This is a genomic window from Streptomyces sp. NPDC015661, from assembly GCF_043077765.1.
Taxonomy (GTDB): Bacteria; Actinomycetota; Actinomycetes; order Streptomycetales; family Streptomycetaceae; genus Streptomyces.
Genome location: NZ_JBIBST010000019.1, coordinates 56,959 through 73,093, shown reverse-complemented (window position 1 = coordinate 73,093; position 16,135 = coordinate 56,959). Strand labels below are relative to the sequence as shown.

Genomic DNA, 16,135 nt, shown 5'->3' with positions numbered 1-16,135 from the left:
CGGCCGCGGTGGTGTTCTGGGCTACCTGACCCCCTACGAGGGTTCACCCCGCGAAGGTGTTCCACCCCACCCGAGCCGCTCACCGGCATCGCACCGTCAAGTCCTGCACGAGGCGCGGGCCTCAGGCGGACGGCGACCAGGTATGCAGCAGGGCGGCGATCCTCGCGGCGGTGCAGGCGGGGTCGCGCAGAAGGTCGCGCAGGGCTTTCGCGTCTTCACGGGTGGGTTTGACCGGGATGCCGGAGGCTTCCAGGTACATCACGCCCGTCGCCGCGGCCACGGCCATGTTGGATCGCTCCAGCCACCGGCAGCGCCCGAGGACGTGCACCAGAGGGCCCGGCCACCGCCGGCGGCGGCACGTCCGCACCTGGTCGTCCAACACGGGAGGCCGGCCCAGTCGCGTCATGCGCCAAACCAAGAGGCCGGTCCAGTCGCGTCATGCGCCAAACCAAACGGTCCGCCAACGCATCGGACGACGCGGCGGGCACAGGAGGCAGACCCCTTCTAAGGATCCGGCCCTCCGGCTCCTCCGGATACACGTCCTTACCCCGCCATGATCTCCGTTGTCAGAGCACCGCTTCCGGACTCCATCCGCGCAACTGGCGCAGTGGACGCGACCGAAGAGCCCTCCGGCCGACAGCTGCCGCTGCCTCCAAGACCTGCTCCGCCCGGACACGGCCGCAGCACGAGGTCGCGGGCTGACTGAGGCCGTCAACGCCCGCTGGGACACCCTGCGACTCCGCTGGCGCTGGAAGCAGGCACTGCATCAGGTCCGCTCGCCCGGGCGCCCCTATCCCGGCATCGTCCCGCTGATGGAGGCTGCTGCCGCCCAACCACGACTCCGGCGACTGCATCCGTTCACCAGAAGCGTATCGGGTCGTACCCGCGTGTCCGCATCGAGGGCGGCGGCCGGGCGGTGGTCTCGTAGGCCGGGGAAGTGCTGCTGGTCGAGACCGTCCGCAAGGTCGGCCTGGACACCGCGATATCAGCAGCGCTCACGCCGTGGCGGAAGGCTCGGGCGGTGCACGCTCCGGGCAAGATCCTGCTGGACGTGGCCCTGGCGGTCGCATGGGGCGGGGACTGCCTCTACGGATGGCCAGCCACCGCCACCACGTACGAGCACGTGGAGCAGTGGCTCCGCTCGCGCTACTGCACGATCGTCTGGCACCGCACCCGTGCGTCGGGCACGCTCGTCGACCTGGTCGCCGCCGACTCGATGCCGTGCCCGGCCGGCGTCGCGCTCTACCGGACGGGCCCGGGACGCGTCGCGCGCCCGGGCCCGCCCCGTATCGGTGCAGGTCAGCGGACCTGCACGGATGCGACCAGAGTGTTTAGGTCCGGCCAGAGCTTCTTGTTCGTCTCCGGCAGTACGACCCACAGCACCGAGGGGCGGACCCGCCCGGTGTCGACCACGAGGACCGCGTTCAGGTCCATCGTGGACGGCACCCCGCGTTTGTGGAAGTGGATCTCGCTGACCAGCAGCCAGGCGTCATGTCCGTCGACCTTCAGCGGCTGCGAGGCGACGTCGACCAGGATCGCCTGGTCGCGGGGGTACTCGTAGCGCCGCCGCTCGTCCATCACCGCGCCCGCCACGCCCCGCAGCTCCCCGGTGCCGCCGGCCGCGGCCATGATGTCCTCGTCGACCTGCGTGGACTTCACGAGTGCGCGCTGGCGCCCCTCCTGCTTGCGGGTGAAGCCGTCGAAGATCGCATCCTGCGTCTTGCTCCGGTCCCACGTGCCGCCCAGCTCCGCGTACTCCAGGGAGGAGTCCGTGACGGTGCCGATGACCGGCGAGCCCTCGCCCGGGTAGTCCGGCACCTTGACGGTCCCGGTGAGCCGTCGCTCCTCGGGCAGCGGGGAGGCGCCGGGGGTGAGAGTGGGCACGGGGATGCCCCGCTGCGGCGCGTCCGCGGTGCTGCCCGCGCAGGTGGCGGACGAGGAGTCCGGTGTGCTGTGCGCCTGCTGGACCACCTTGCCGCCGACCAGCACGGTGCACGTGAGAGTGCCCCCTTCCTGGTCCTCGCGGCTTCTGACGTCCAGATAGAAGTCGGCGCCCGCCGCCAGCTCGACGGTCTTGCGGTACGGCAGGATGACGACCCCGTGGGTCTCGTGGTTGCCGTTCGCCTCCCCGACGGTGAGGTTCACCGAGGGGTGGTCGCCCGTCGCAATGTAGGTGACCTCGACCCGCCGGGATTCCTTGTCCGGGGATGCCCCGTCGTCGCCCGGGTCGCCGACGGCCAGGGCCAGGCCCACCGCGCCGAGCGTGACCACCTCGAAGAGGATCACCAGGGCGCCGACCAGGTAGAACCCGCCCGGGATCCGGTCGAAGGTCTTCTTGCCGCGGCCGGAGTGGAACTCGCGTCTCGGCTGGGATGTCTGCGTCATGTCGTCCTCCCCCTCACGCCCGGCCGCTGTCGCCGGACCGGCGGTCGGCAGGCTCGTCGGCGAACCGCGTGGCCAGCAGCCCCGCCCCCCGCGCCTCGTCCAGCATCCGGTGCAGGTCCTGGAGCCGGGACCGGTCGGCGAGCCCCTCGATCTCGGCGACGGCCAGCTCGTCCCGCACCGTGTTCACCACCAGCTCGTGCACGTCCTCGCCGAGTTGCTCCAGCTCTCGTACGGCCTCCCACTCGCGGTACGCCGCGTCCGCCGCGCGGGTGTTCTCGGCGTACCGCTCCAGCGCCTCCACCCGCTCCTCCAGCGCGCTCGACGACAGCCGCAGCGCCTGCCGCTGAGTCCGCAGCACCTCCTCCACCCGCGAGCCGGAGGCGTCCCCGGCAGCGGTGCGCACCTTCCGCGCCAGCCGGGTCAGCTCGGCCAGGCGCTGGGCGATCTCGTACTGTTGGGCCGGCAGCGTCACGTCGTTGGCGATGTCGTCCAGCAGCCCGTCCCGGTCGACCTGCGACTGGAGTACCGCCGTCACGGCGGCCTGGGCGCGCTCCATCCGGCGCAGCGGCGAGTGGCCCAGCAGCTCGCGCAGGGAGTCGTCGCCGAAGTCCTCGGCCAGGTAGTAGCGGCCGTGGCGCAGCCGGGCCACCCGCTGCCGCTCGTCGGTCCCGCAGCCGAGGACGACGATCAGCAGCCAGGCCAGCAGGTGCACGCCCACGACGGTCAGGATGAGCGCCTCGAACCCGAACTGGACCCCGACCCAGATCAGCCCCGCCTGCGCCGCGAGCCCGACGGCCAGGCCGGGCCACACGCCGATCAGCGCCCACAGGATCGTCACCGGCAGTAGCGCGCACACCGCGGAGACCCCCAGGGCCGTCCAGATGTCCGACTTGGTACGGCCGCCCAGCCCCGGCTCCTCGGGCAGCGGCAGCGTGGCTGGGAAGAGTCCGTCGGCGGACTTCTCCAGCAGCGCGCGCTCCGCGTCCTCGAGGGCCGGATCCACCACCGGCCGCAGCGCAATGTCCTGCGCCATTCAGCAACACCCCCCACAGGTTGGGGAAGATCGTGACACACGCCGGAGGGGCTGCCCACGCCACCCCTGTTCCCGGCCGCCGGCTGAGACGGCGCGAACCCGAAGATAAACTGTCTTCCACCCTTGGCCTGATGCCGCTGAGGCCGACGTGGTGCGACGCGCAGCCAGCGGCGCGAGAGGCGCCCCTGTCCGGTAGCCGGCGCCCCCAGTCCTGCGCCCGGTGACCCCTGTCCGGGCGCTGGCAATTGCCACTTCACACGCTTCTGTCGATTCCCTTGAATGTAACTGGCGCGTGCACCACGCTAGTTAGTGCCGCACGTTCGCCCTGTGATGATGTGTCGGCTTGCTGTGCGGGGCGGCAGCAGGCGGCCAGAATCAACACGTGGCTGAGCGCGTGCGGGTCGGGGACATTGATGACGACGAGGGGCGGCACCTGCTGCGGATCATCCGCAGGGCACCGGGTCGGTGGTGACCTGGCGGCGGGCCCAGATGGTGCTGCTGTCCGCGCAGGGCATGCCGGTGGCGAAGATCGCCGAGGTTTCGTTCACCAGCGCGGACCGGGTCCGGGATGTGATCCACAACTTCAACGCCGACGGCTTCGACTCGCTCTACCCGAAGTACAAGGGCGGCCGGCCGAGGACCTTCACGATGCCGGAACGGCGGGAGATCAAGAAGATCGCCAAGTCCAGGCCGGCCGAGCACGGCCTGCCGTTCTCGACCTGGAGCCTGGCCAAGTTGGCTGACTTCCTGCTCGCCGAGGGGGTGGTCGACGACATCAGCCACGAGGGCCTGCGCAACCTGCTCCGCGAGGAGGGCGTCACCTTTCAACGCGTGAAGACCTGGAAGACCTCCCGTGACCTCGAGTACGCCGCGAAGAAGGCCCGCGTCGAGCACCTCTATGCGCTGGCGGACGGCGAGGGCGAACGTTGCCTGATGCTACGAACGGTCGACGGCGTCGAGGGCGTGCTCTTTGAGGAAACCGCCCGCATGGGCTGCTGCTTCTTCCGCGGTCGCGTAGCGCGTCACATCGGGGACCGCGGCGGATGCTCCATCAGCACCCACGCCTGTCCAACTCCAGTCACCGGAAGGCGCCTGCACCAGTTCGGCAGTCCCCCCGAAGAGCACGAGCCTGCTCCTGCCCGCTGTCGCGGGCGCCGAGCGACTGACGGCGTCGGGCCATTTCTTACGGGCACCCTGCCGGGTGATGCCCCAGACAGCCCCCATCTGCTCGTAACTGGCGCCGTAGGAGCCGGCGGTTGCTGCCGCGTACGCGGTCAACCGCCTGACCTCGGCATCCATCACCTTCCAAGCGGCCAGGACGGACAGTGCCACTTCGATGGGATCCGCTTCCCACATACGCTCCGCGGGCAGCCCGGCCTGTCGGGAGCGAATCGCCGAGGCCAGCGGATTCAAGGCGTCGTACAGCGCCTTGTCGAGTTCTGCCTGCTCTTCCGGGGTGATCTCAGAGACCATCATGCGACAACTATAGTTTCCGAATCGGTAGATGGCAACCAAAGTTTACGCACTGTCTCGCTCGCAGCCCGGCCTCAACAGCGAGACAGGCCCTCCAGCCCTGTGCCAGGTGTCGTTCGCCCCGGAGACGACTTGGCGGAGGTGTTTGTCGGCAGTGCTTGTTCCGCCAGGTGATGTAGCGGCGGATCATGATGCCCTGGTAGTGGACGGGGTCGGCGCCATTGAGGGCGAACGTTGCTTGATGCGGCACTAGTGCTGGAACTCCTGCCCGACGACTCCGGTCCTGCCGTCACCGCATCCACAGACGAACACGCGTGACGACGTGCGACCACGGCCGTCGACACCAGCGCCCGAGGTCATTCGCGGAACCCCGGTCAGAGCCTCGAAATTGGCCGTCCCCTCCTCACAGGTATCCCCACTGCTGCTCGCGAATCCCTAGCTGTGGGATGACTTCCTGGGGCGGGGGCCCGTTTGTCCTCGGCCGATGTTGAGGTCTGGTTCGCAATCCGGCGGCCGAGCTGTTCGAGGACTTCACGCATGTGGGACGCAGTGGCCTCGAGGTCGTCAAACCAGGAGGCCGTGGCGGACTTCCGGACTTGTGCGCGGGCTCCGATCGCGAACAGATGGCCCCCGCCGTCGCTGGCGAAAACCAGCGCGATCGCTTCGCCGTCGATCGGAGCGGTCCTCACGGAAGTGCTCCGCCGCCGTCGCAGGTGCGTGGATGAAGTACCCGCTGTCGGCCTCGGGCAGCGACGCGCCACTGATCACCCAGTACAGCATGGTGGGCCGTTCGTGGGTGGGCTGATCTGGGGCTTTGACCGAACTCACACCGCGGTTCCCCATCGCGGCATAGCGCAATCACGTAGGCCTCCTTTCCTCCGAAGCAGTGCCGCTCCGTCGATCTGATCGGCTGCAGCGTCATGGGTTTTCTCGTCACTCCACAGCGCGGCATATGAGTTTGCGGCTCCCGGCCGGTACAAGCTCATGACACCTCAGGAAAGGACACCGCCATGTCGGAGCTTCTCGTCGACTTCATCACCTCCCTCGACGGTCACGCATCGGGACAGGGATGGCCCGGGTTCTGGGGCCTCGAAGGCCCGGAGTACCTCGCATGGCTCGGCGATCAGCCCGAGGCCACCTACCTGATGGGAGCGAACACCTACCGCCTGATGTCGGGCTTCGCCGCAGGCGAGATCCCGAATGGCCAAGACGAGTTCAGGCCCGAAGAAGAGGCGTCCGTCGACGACCTCACGCAAGCGTCCAAGGTGGTGTTCTCCTCCTCGCTCGAGGAGCCCCTGACATGGGCCAATTCCACGCTCGTCCGCGACGACGCCGGCGACGCGGTCCGCACCATGAAGTCGAGTGGCTCGGGACTCCTCAGCACGATCGGCAGCCTCAGCCTGTGCCGGTCCCTGCTACGAGCCGGACTCGTCGACCGCTTCCGGGTCGTGATGTTCCCGGTGATCACCGGGGCCACGGGCGAAGAGCGCATCTACGACGGCTATCCGGATGTTGCCCTCGAGATGATCGATCACCGCACCTTCGACGGTCGCATCCAGCTGGTCGAGTACAAGCCCCGCGTGCTCGAGCATCCGCCGCTCGGCGTCCCTGCGTGACGTCGCCCCATCCGCTGGTCCGGACGGCCCCAGGCCGGCGCGAAGCGAGACTTTAATAGGGGCGAACGGCCAACGTCAGGACGCCCAGTCCAGGGCTAGAGCGTGCCTCCTTGATCTGCTCGTCGGTTGATCGGATGTGTCTGTCCGGCGGGTGATCACCGATGCGATGTGGGACCGGATCGAGCCGTTGATGCCGGCCGATCCGGTCCGTAGGTGGCGGTGGGCCGGCCATCGTCGAGCTCTGGAGGCCATCGCGTGGAAGTACCGCACTGGCACCGCCCTGGCGGGGCGTGCCGGACGAGCTGGGCTCATTCCAGACCGGTCACACGCAGCTGCTCAGGTGGGGCGTGGACGGCACCTGGGAGCGGATCCTCGCCGCGCTCCTGGCGGCCGCCGACGGTGCTGACGACATCGCCTGGACTGTGTCGGTGGACTCCACCGTCTGTCGGGCCCACCAGCACGCCTCCGGAGCCAGGAAAGGCATCCGTGTTCCGCGAAGCGGGCCAGGAAGGCCGCGGACCCGGCCGGACGCCGTCCTGGCGGACCGCGCGTATTTCATCCCGCGCAATCCGTGAACATCTCCGTCGACGAGGTATCCGCGCCGTGGTCCCGCAGCCCGCCGATCACGTCGGTCACCGACTGCGGCGAGGTCGCGCCGGTGGCCGCCCGCCTGGCTTCGACGCCGAGTCATACAAGCAGCGCAACGCCGTCGAACGGTGCATCAACCGGCTCAAGCAGTGGCGTGATCTGGCCATGCGAACCGAACCGGCAAGCTCGCCATCGCCTGCCAGGCCGCACTACACCTCGCTGCGATTTTCATGTGGGCACGGCTCTGACCGAGGGCCAGAGCCTAGGACAGCGGCCGACCGCCAAGGCCCGTGCGTTTGACGCCGCGAGGTGAGAACGTCATCGGTCCTATCCAACCCTGGCGGATCAGGGCGATCTGGGAGGGCAGCGGTGACACCGGATCGAGTGCTCTCCCGCGGGCCCAGTTCTCGAACAGCCCCTCGGTCGTCTCGACGGCTGACACCACCATGGTCACCTTCAGGTCCCCGTCGCTCCAGGTGTTCCACAGTGCCCAGCCCTCCGGCCTGGGGTCGACGCCGATCCGTGCACACACCTCCTCGTACGCCTCCTCCACCCCGTCCGGCATGGCCCCGGGCTTCAACACCGAGGCTCCGACGAGGCGGACCAGAGCCCGGTCCTCGTCCAGACAACCGTCACCGTCGAAGTGGTAATGGCGCAGAGTCCGAGCAAGCGCGTTCACGCTGCGCTGGAGTGGTGTCGCCTCATCCGGGTCTGCCTGGAACGAGAGCCATCCCTCGCTGGATGCCTCCACACTGACGCGGTTGGCGAGGCGCTCGATCTCCCGGAGATAGTCCAGGTCACTGAGCTCGGGTGAGGTCATGGCCCGAAGTTTCGCACCATGCCGCGGACGCCGACACAGGTTATCGACCCGGCATGCAGCACCCCGCGCACAGCACTTCCAAGAGACAGGCTCACATGATCCGCCGAACGCTGTTCAAGGGCTGTCCCGCAAACGCCGGCTGGGTTGCCGCTTACGTGAGAGCGGAATACCCGCGAGACTGCGACACGGCGGCTATGGCAGCCTGCTGGCATGCCATGGGAGCTGCGAGAACATGCAGGCCGTCACTACGCCGTCCTGTTCCACTATGCCTTGCCCGACGATGCCTGGGCCGTAGAACTGAGCGAGGCTCGACCTGCGCCGGCCGACTCCGACGCCGCAGTGACCCACTTTCCCGGTTCTGCTTGCCTGGTAGCGCTTGTCCCAGACGAGGATCCGAATCTGGAACCGACCGTCCGTGTCTACAGCCCTGAGGAACGCGTGGTGCCCTACGAGATCATGCGCTGGTTCATGGAACAGGTGGCCGACCAGGTTGAACGCTGCCGCATCGCGTTCGAGCAAGGAGAACCTGAAGCAGTGGAATGATCGTGCAGTGGCTGAGGACTCCTGACAAAAGTGGCGGGCTCGACCTGGTCAGATGTCGGTGTCGTGCGCGAGGCCACTGGGTGGCGGAACGCGGCCAGCCGCGTAAACCACCCGCGATAAACCCAGCGATGTCGGTGGTCCTCCCCGGGATACTGGTCGCCCATGGATGAGGTCAAAGTCGTCGTCGCCCATTCCGAGCGTGCGACTCTGCGCGTCGGCGACGTGTTTCTGAAGGTGGACGCCGATCAGGCGCGCATCGACGTCGAGGTCGAGGCAATGTCCCTCGCGCCGGTCCCGACCCCGGAGGTCCTGTGGTGGAAACCGCCCGTGCTCGCGATGGCTGCACTCCCGGGGACGACGCTTGGGCGCCTCGGCGGGCCGTCGACCGGGTCGCCGGCGGCCTGGGCCGCGGCGGGCGCCGCCATCCGGGAGCTGCACGAAGCGCCGCTGCCGGCCCGGCCTGGCCGGGCCGGCCGGAACATCGTCGCGCTGGCCGCGGAACTCGATGACGAGTGCGAGCTGCTCGTGACGAGCGGCGTCCTGCCCGCCAACCTGGTCACCCGCAACCGCCAGGTCGCCGAGGCCGCGCTCCGGCCGTGGACTCCGGCGTTCACGCACGGCGACCTGCAGATCGATCACGTCTTCGTCGACGGCGACGAGGTCACGGGCATCATCGACTGGTCCGAGGCGGGCCAGGGTGATGCCCTGTACGACCTCGCCACCTTCACGCTCGGACACGAGGAGCACCTCGCCGACGTCATCGCCGGCTATGGCACCGACATCGACCTCGACGTGATCCACGCGTGGTGGTCACTGCGAAGCCTGCTGGCGGTTCGCTGGCTGATCGAGCACGGCTTCGACCCCTTCGCGCCGGGCTGCGAGGTCGACGTACTGAGATCCCGGATGTGAGGCTGCGCGGGCCGGACTGCCACGGTGGGCGAGAACCTTCCTCCTGGCCCTGCTCCTGTACCTTGTGGTGATCACGACGCTTCCTGGCCTTCTCATCCGGGCGCTCACCGATACGCAGAAGGGCGCACAGGCCAACTCCGGAAGGGGCTCCCCCAGCGTCCGGGCGCAGCACTCGATGCAGACCAGGTCGGGCACGCGTCCCGCAGCGGGGCGGCACGGCGATCACCGCGATGTCGAAGCCGGCCCGGCGCGGCAGCGTCGGCAGTCGCTGGGTAGGCCCCGTACGCAGTCCAGCGCTGCGCGCAGCCGTGAGGAGTCCACGTCCCTCACGTAGGACTGGCCGGCGGCGAGCTGCTGGACGCGGTGCGTGTCCACGTCGTAGCCGACGAGACGGTGACCCCTCTGCAGCGCGTACGGTAAGCGGGAGCCCTGCATAGCCCTGACCAGCGACGACTGTCCACATGGCAGCTTCCACTCGATTGCAGTGCTTGAATGGACCGTCGTTCCTGGTCTGGCAAGGAGAATGCAGTGCCCCTGGTGTCGGTCGTGATGCCCGTGTACAACTCGGCAGCCACCCTCGGCGCAGCCGTCCGATCTGTGCTCACGCAGACTCACAGCGACCTGGAGCTGCTGGTCACCGACGACCAGTCCTCCGACGGCTCCATGGAACTGCTCCGAGAGTTCGCCGAGCAGGACAAGCGTGTCCTGCCGGAGTCGGCACCCGAACGGGGCGGCGCGGGCCGGGCCCGCAACCTTGCGATCGAGCGGGCCCGCGGGGACTACATCGCCTTTCTCGACAGCGACGACATGTGGCTTCCGGAGAAGACCGAGAAGCAGCTCGCCTTCGCCGCGGAGGGCACTGCGCCCCTGACCTTCACCTCGTACTTCAAGATGGACGCCGACTACGACGGCGAGAGCACCGACTGGGTCCCGAACGGGCGGGTGATCCGTGCGCGGGAGCACGTGGACTACCGCGCCATGCTGGTCCGCGACCACATCGGTGCTCTCACCGCCATGTACGACCGCAAGGTCCTCGGTACGAGGCTGATGCCGGAGATGCGCAAGCGCCAGGACTACGCCCTCTGGCTGTCGATCATGCGGGACGGCGCTGACGCCCGGGGGCTGGCTGAGCCGCTTGCGGTGTACAGGGCCCACCAGGCGGGATCGCTGTCCTCCAACAAGCTGTCGCTCGTGCAATACAACTGGTCCCTGTACCGCGAGCACGAGCATCTGTCGGTCCCCCGGGCGACGCGGGCGCTGACCGGCGCCGTATGGCAGTCGCTGCGCAACTCGCGGATCTAGGCCCGCCCACGGGCCCGGGACTCGGTGGGCCACCGGTGCCCTCGACCGGCTGCCGTCGGCAGCGAGGAACGGGGGCAGGAACCCACCGTCCGCGCGGGTCGAGGGCGCTGTCCTCGACCCGGGCGGTGTACGGCGAGACGGGCACTCTCCCGGATGTTGGCCCCGCAGCCTCCACCGGCGATCCAGCCGCGTACACCCGGCCGTCACCACTGCCGGTCTCGGTGACGGGGACGGGGGCGGGGACGGGGACAGGGACGAATTGCAGCCCCGAACCGGCGTGAATGCCCGCCTCGGCAGGATCGCTCACCCGAAGATCTAGACCGGCAAGCGGACGAAGCCCTCGGTCCACTGGTCATCATCGAGGTCGTACTCCCCGATCTGGAAGCAGTCTGGCTCGTCGGCGAAGCCCGGTAGGAGACGCGCGCGGCGCATCCGCTCTTCGGCCGCGCCCTCGGAGGAGTGGATACCGAGCAGTTTGACGTCGTCGCCGTCCTGCTCGTCGATGAACACGCCCCCGTCGTCGAGGTGAATCGTCTCGTCGTTGGGGCCGGCTTCCGCTGTGACTACCAACCCTCCTGGCCAGTCGGTCTCCGGACCCTGACGCTCCGCCGTCACGCCTCCACACGCCGCCCGAACGCCTCGCCCAATTGCTGGGCAGCATTGCTGGGCAGCGGCGGCGTCTGACGTTCAGGGCCGCCGGCAGCACCCGCTCTCCGTGGCGTGAGACCCGGTCCGCGAGTTGCTCCGGACGCCGAGCGGTGGCCAACAGCCGGTCACCAGCCGCCAGAACCGCCCCTGCGAGGGCGCGCCGCACGGGGGGCGGAGCATGACGTGGATCGGTAGATCCCCGATCTCGCCGCAAGTAGGACGAAAGACCCACGTGGCGAAGGCTGACCACTGGCGTACCGGTCCTCAGCAGCCGCACCGACGCCCCTGACACTTCCCACCGTGCTGCCGACGGAGGATGGCGGTCCGGGGCTCGGAGGCGTGACGGAAGCCCCCTCACACCCGCCGGGCACACATATTCCTCCGGATGCCAGCCATCACACATACATGTGTCGACTTCGCCGGAGACGACACGTGTGAACACGTTGTATGGTTGCCGCAGCGCGAGCCCCGGCACACGCGGGCCCGAGTCGGCCCCCGCACCGGGTCGGCAACCATCCCTCTGCGAAGACAGGGCACAGGCATGACACTGACAACCACGCCGTTCGGCATGCGGGCCACCGCCGCCGAGGTACTCCGGGGAGTCGACCTCCGCGGGCGACGGATGATCGTCACCGGTGGGTCCTCCGGTCTCGGTGTCGAGACGGTGCGCGTGCTCGCCGGAGCGGGGGCCGAGGTGACCATCGCCACCCGCAACCCGGCCGCAGCCGATGCGCTGGTCAAGGAGCTCCCGGGAACGCGGGCGGTCGCGCTCGACCTCGCGGACCTGGCCTCCGTCCGGGCCTTTTGCGCGGGCTGGAGCGGACCGCTCGACGCCCTCGTCGCCAACGCCGGTGTCATGATGCTCCCCACTCGACAGGTCAGCGCCGAAGGCTGGGAGGCGCAGCTCGCCATCAACTACCTCGGCCACTTCGCGCTGGCCGTCGGTCTGCGCGACGCGCTCCAGAGGGCGGAGAAGCCGCGCGTGGTCGCGCTCAGCTCCGGTGCCCAGCTGAGGGCGGGCTTCGACTTCGACGACCCGCAGTTCGAGCACCGGCCCTACGACCCCTTCCTCGCCTACGCCCAGTCGAAGACCGCGATGGCGCTGTTCGCGGTGGGGATCAGCCGCCGCTGGGCGGAGTACGGCATCGCGGCCAACTCCTGCGCCCCCGGATGGATTCACACCAATCTGACACGTCACCTCGACACGGCGACCATGCAGGCGCTCGGAGCCATGGACGCGGACGGCAGCCTCCTCACCCCCGACTACTACAAGACCCCGGCCCAGGGCGCCGCCACCACTGTGCTGCTGGCTGCCTCCCCGCTCCTCGACGGGGTGACCGGGAGGTACTTCGAGGACAACCAGGAGGCCGAGGTCGTCGATGGTGGCCCCGAGCCGATGGCCGGCGTCGCCCGGTGGTCGGTCGACCCCGCCGCCGCGGACCGGCTGTGGGACCTCTCGCTTCCCGTGGCGCGCTGACGCCGGTCGACCACGGGGTACCGCTGTGCGCCACCGAACGACAGGACGAAGAAGCACGATGAACGAAACCGAACGCACCCCCGAGTTCCTCCTGGTGCATGGAGCCTGGCACCGCTCGTGGTGTTGGAGCGAGCTCCAGGACCTCCTTTCGGCGCGCGGCTGGACCAGCCACACCGTCGACTTGCCGAGCGTCGTCGACGAAGGGTCCGAGGGCCGTCTGCCCGGTCTGCTCGACGACGCGCGAGTGATCCGCGAGAAGATCGCCGCCCTTGAGGGTCCCGTCGTGGTCGTCGGCCACTCCTACGGCGGCGCGCCGATCACCCAGGCCACCGCAGGAGCCACCAACGTCGCCCACGTCGTCTACGTGGCCGCCTTCGTCCTGGACGAAGGCGAGAGCCTGATGACCTGCTTCGGTGGCGAGCAGCCGGACCTCGCGACCGTGGAGGGCGTCATCCCCGTACGGGAGAACCCGGCGGAGACCCTTTACAACGACGTGCCCGAGGACAAGCGGGACGCGGCCCTCGCGCGTCTGCTGCCGCAGACCGCACTGTCGTTCGCCGAGCCGGTGAACCAGGCCGGCTGGAAGACCCTGCCCACCAGTTACGTGCTGTGCGACGACGACCAGAGCCTGCCTCCCTCGTACCAGAAGCCGTTCGCCGAGCGCACCGGCACCACGTACCACCTGGCCAGCGGCCACAGCCCGTTGCTATCCATGCCCGAGGAACTGGCCGGACTGCTGGACCGGATCGCCCGGCATTGAGGCATGGGACGGAGGACGTACCGCGGAGCGGACCCGCATGCGCATCGGAGGTGCCGATGAGACCAGTGACACGACGCCAGGCGCATGTGCACGCCGCGCGTTCGGCGGCGACCCGGACGCGGGTGATGTCCGCCCTGCGGCGGCTGCTCGACTCGGGCGAGTCCTTCTCGGAGATCAGCATCCAGCGGATCCTCGATGAGGCGGGTGTCTCCCGTGCCACGTTCTATGCGCGCTTCACCGGCAAGTCGGATGTTCTGGTACGGCTCACCGATGAGCTGAGGGAGTCACTGCTGGCGCTGGCCCGGCAATGGGAACCGGGCGCCGGGGAGGCCGGGGCCGAGCGGTTCGCCCGCTTCTTCGAAGAGGTGATCGCGATCCACCGCGCCCATCGGGCAGTGCTCACCGCGGTCCGTGAGGCCGCCTCCTACGACCCTGCCGTGAACGACTTCTACACGGCCGACCTCGGCGGTTTCGACGAGGCGGTGCGCCGGACCCTGCTGGCCGAACAAACCGTCGGCAGGACGGCCGCCGACCTGGATACCGTCGCCGCGAGCCGGATCATCGTCTGGGGCGGCAGCCAGGCGATCGCCCAGCACATCCAGGTGGACGACGGCACGGGGGACTCGGCATTGGCGCGGGAACTCGCCCGGATCTGGTGGCACGGCGCCTACCGCCGTCCTGCCCCCTCCCCACTCTAGGAAGCAGCCCGGCCACACATGTGGCGGATGATTCGTGTCGAGCACACGCGACACCGCGGTCCGGCCGCCCGCCGCGGCCGGACCGGCATGGGACGGTTCAGGCGTGCCATCAGATGTCGACCACCCGGCATCTCAGGTCGGCGAAGGGAAGGTTGCTCTGGGCGAGTGACCCGCCCGCCCCGACCTGACCGGTGCAGTCGGCCCCGGAGTACAGGACCACGGCTGCGGAGCCCTTGATGATCTGCAGGGAACGGGCCGGCTGCGTCAGGTCGTGGCAGGTGCCGACGTCGTCGAGGCCAGGATTCGTCACGGTGCCCGTCCCGTTGGCGCGGGGTAGGGGTGGGCGCCCCCCCATCCGCGCGACCACGGCGAGAGCCCTTTCCTGGGGGGGCAGGCCCCGGGCTCCAGCGCGACCGGAAGGCCTGGCCCTGGTCGTATGGCACCGCAACGCGCCCAAGTGACCTCCACCGAAGCCGAGTTCGCGCAAGCGGCGGAGGGGTGGAAGAACCCGGACTACGTCGACGTGGTGATCCATAGCTACCGGCACCGGTTGGCCGCTCCCCCGGTGGCCCCCGGTGGCCCCGGTACGCGGCGGTGCTCGAGGCCGACCGCATAGGGTGACCGGCCACCCCGTCAACACCGCTCGCATCAGATACGTGTGCCATTCGATGGAGGAACGTGTGAGTTTGGGCGGCATCGGTAGTACGGTTGAGCGACACGGCGGCTCGGACCCGCTCACCGTGGGTCCTCGCAGCGCCGCGACATCGGAAGTGCCCGGTTTCACGGGTGCGTGCGGCACAGCCGCGTGAGGTGGAAGGGCCCACCATGGACTTGCGTTTGACCGGCCGCACCGCTCTCGTCACCGGGGCTTCCCGGGGTATCGGGGCGGCGATCGCCGAGGTGCTGGCCGAGGAACACTGCGACCTCCACCTCGCCGCCCGCAGCGGTCCGCTCCTTGAGGAGACGGCCGCACGGCTCCGCTCCGCGCACCACGTCAAGGTGACCACCAGTGTCGTGGACCTCAGGGATCCCGGTGATCTGGCCGGGCTGGCGGCGAAGGCCGCGGACGTCGACATCCTCGTGAACAACGCCGGAGACATCCCGGGCGGCACGCTCGACGTCACCACCGAGGAGAGCTGGCGTCATGGGTGGGACCTCAAGGTGTACGGCTACATCAACCTGACCCGACTGCTGTACGCGGAGATGAAGCGACGCGGCAGGGGCGCCGTCATCAACGTCATCGGTAACGCCGGGGAGAGCGTCGACAGTCGCTACCTGGCGGGAAGCACCGGAAACGCCGCCCTCATGGCGTTCTCACGCGCCCTCGGAGGGACCAGTCTCGCCGACGGCGTCCGCGTGGTGGGAGTCAATCCGGGCCCGGTGGCCACGGAAAGGATGGTCCAGCACCTGAAGAACGCGGCGCGGGCCGCGCTGTCGGACGAGGGCAGGTACGACGAACTCACCGCCCACTACCCGCTCGGCAGGCCGGCGGAGCCGCGGGAGATCGCCGATCTCGTCGCCTTCCTGGCCTCGGACCGCTCCAGCTACACCAGTGGGGCCGTCTTCACCGTGGACGGAGGGGCCACATCCGCCACGTCGCTCTACTGAGGGCCGTACTGAGGGCGGAGGGCCGTACTGAGGGCGCGGGTAGATATCCGGAACTGTGAGCTTTTCCGCTCTCTTTCCCGCTTGGCCGCGCGGCTGGACGCGTCCGCCAGCAACCGGGACACCAGGACGTCCCCGGTGGCCGCGACCGCGCAGACCGACCGCTCGAAGGCGGATCATGATCCGTGGGAGTGGCTGCCGCCACTGCCTGATGCCCCTGCCGTGACCTGGCCGGAAATTGCAGTGCCGTCCGGGCGCGCGTCATCCTGATAGTCGAG

At 69.1% G+C, this 16,135-nt stretch carries 13 protein-coding genes and 5 pseudogenes; 12 read left to right on the top strand and 6 right to left on the bottom strand.

Annotation, left to right across the window (positions count from 1 at the left end):
* Window positions 1-121 precede the first annotated feature (121 nt).
* A pseudogene (locus ACF07V_RS36155) lies at window positions 122-331 on the bottom strand (fic family toxin-antitoxin system, toxin component); the annotation flags it as partial.
* Between the two features lie 232 nt (window positions 332-563).
* Between ACF07V_RS36155 and ACF07V_RS36150 the strand changes: the two are divergent.
* Together ACF07V_RS36150 and ACF07V_RS36145 are read left to right on the top strand one after the other, a co-directional pair.
* Window positions 564-806, top strand: a pseudogene (locus tag ACF07V_RS36150) (hypothetical protein); the annotation flags it as partial.
* Between the two features lie 65 nt (window positions 807-871).
* Window positions 872-1,087, top strand: a pseudogene (locus ACF07V_RS36145) (transposase); the annotation flags it as partial.
* Between the two features lie 212 nt (window positions 1,088-1,299).
* On the opposite strand, the gene ACF07V_RS36140 reads toward ACF07V_RS36145, so the two are convergent.
* Window positions 1,300-2,385, bottom strand: a complete 1,086-nt coding sequence (locus ACF07V_RS36140) for a hypothetical protein (RefSeq protein WP_392160016.1) — start codon at window positions 2,383-2,385, stop codon at window positions 1,300-1,302.
* A gap of 13 nt (window positions 2,386-2,398) precedes the next feature.
* Window positions 2,399-3,418 carry a hypothetical protein gene (locus ACF07V_RS36135; RefSeq protein ID WP_392160015.1) on the bottom strand — a complete coding sequence of 340 codons (1,020 nt, stop codon included), beginning with the start codon at window positions 3,416-3,418 and terminating at the stop codon, window positions 2,399-2,401.
* A 382-nt stretch (window positions 3,419-3,800) separates the two neighbouring features.
* Between ACF07V_RS36135 and ACF07V_RS36130 the strand changes: the two are divergent.
* The 3 genes and pseudogenes from ACF07V_RS36130 to ACF07V_RS36120 all read left to right on the top strand — a co-directional run.
* Window positions 3,801-4,336, top strand: a pseudogene (locus ACF07V_RS36130) (transposase); the annotation flags it as partial.
* Between the two features lie 1,565 nt (window positions 4,337-5,901).
* Window positions 5,902-6,507 (top strand): dihydrofolate reductase family protein, encoded by a 606-nt coding sequence (locus ACF07V_RS36125; RefSeq protein WP_392160013.1) that lies wholly within the window; start codon window positions 5,902-5,904, stop codon window positions 6,505-6,507.
* Window positions 6,508-6,643: 136 nt separating this feature from the next.
* Window positions 6,644-7,343: pseudogene (locus ACF07V_RS36120) on the top strand (transposase).
* Window positions 7,344-7,357: 14 nt separating this feature from the next.
* Here the strand turns inward: ACF07V_RS36120 and ACF07V_RS36115 are convergent.
* Window positions 7,358-7,915 (bottom strand): hypothetical protein, encoded by a 558-nt coding sequence (locus tag ACF07V_RS36115; protein ID WP_392160012.1) that lies wholly within the window; start codon window positions 7,913-7,915, stop codon window positions 7,358-7,360.
* A 210-nt stretch (window positions 7,916-8,125) separates the two neighbouring features.
* On the opposite strand from ACF07V_RS36115, the gene ACF07V_RS36110 reads away from it, so the two are divergent.
* The 3 genes from ACF07V_RS36110 (at window position 8,126) to ACF07V_RS36100 (ending at window position 10,669) form a co-directional block, all read left to right on the top strand.
* Window positions 8,126-8,458, top strand: a complete 333-nt coding sequence (locus ACF07V_RS36110; RefSeq protein WP_392160010.1) for a hypothetical protein — start codon at window positions 8,126-8,128, stop codon at window positions 8,456-8,458.
* Window positions 8,459-8,620: 162 nt separating this feature from the next.
* Window positions 8,621-9,367 (top strand): phosphotransferase family protein, encoded by a 747-nt coding sequence (locus tag ACF07V_RS36105; protein WP_392160009.1) that lies wholly within the window; start codon window positions 8,621-8,623, stop codon window positions 9,365-9,367.
* Window positions 9,368-9,895: 528 nt separating this feature from the next.
* A complete protein-coding gene (locus tag ACF07V_RS36100) occupies window positions 9,896-10,669 on the top strand; it encodes a glycosyltransferase family 2 protein (RefSeq protein WP_392160007.1) in 774 nt (257 codons plus the stop codon).
* 315 nt (window positions 10,670-10,984) lie between these two features.
* Here ACF07V_RS36100 and ACF07V_RS36095 read toward each other — a convergent pair whose 3' ends face one another.
* Window positions 10,985-11,284: a hypothetical protein gene (locus ACF07V_RS36095; RefSeq protein WP_392160005.1), complete on the bottom strand. Its 300-nt coding sequence runs from the start codon at window positions 11,282-11,284 to the stop codon at window positions 10,985-10,987.
* A 574-nt stretch (window positions 11,285-11,858) separates the two neighbouring features.
* On the opposite strand from ACF07V_RS36095, the gene ACF07V_RS36090 reads away from it, so the two are divergent.
* From ACF07V_RS36090 to ACF07V_RS36080, 3 genes are all read left to right on the top strand, one after another.
* Window positions 11,859-12,794, top strand: a complete 936-nt coding sequence (locus tag ACF07V_RS36090; protein ID WP_392160003.1) for an SDR family NAD(P)-dependent oxidoreductase — start codon at window positions 11,859-11,861, stop codon at window positions 12,792-12,794.
* Between the two features lie 58 nt (window positions 12,795-12,852).
* A complete protein-coding gene (locus tag ACF07V_RS36085; RefSeq protein WP_392160002.1) occupies window positions 12,853-13,554 on the top strand; it encodes an alpha/beta hydrolase in 702 nt (233 codons plus the stop codon).
* Between the two features lie 125 nt (window positions 13,555-13,679).
* The gene (locus tag ACF07V_RS36080) at window positions 13,680-14,252 is read left to right on the top strand and encodes a TetR/AcrR family transcriptional regulator (RefSeq protein ID WP_392160000.1); all 573 of its coding nucleotides are present in this window, start codon (window positions 13,680-13,682) and stop codon (window positions 14,250-14,252) included.
* 109 nt (window positions 14,253-14,361) lie between these two features.
* On the opposite strand, the gene ACF07V_RS36075 is transcribed toward ACF07V_RS36080, so the two are convergent.
* Entirely contained in the window at window positions 14,362-14,562 is a 201-nt protein-coding gene (locus ACF07V_RS36075) for a hypothetical protein (protein WP_392159998.1), read from the bottom strand.
* Between the two features lie 515 nt (window positions 14,563-15,077).
* On the opposite strand from ACF07V_RS36075, the gene ACF07V_RS36070 reads away from it, so the two are divergent.
* Window positions 15,078-15,860: an SDR family oxidoreductase gene (locus ACF07V_RS36070; protein ID WP_392159996.1), complete on the top strand. Its 783-nt coding sequence runs from the start codon at window positions 15,078-15,080 to the stop codon at window positions 15,858-15,860.
* Window positions 15,861-16,135 lie beyond the last annotated feature (275 nt).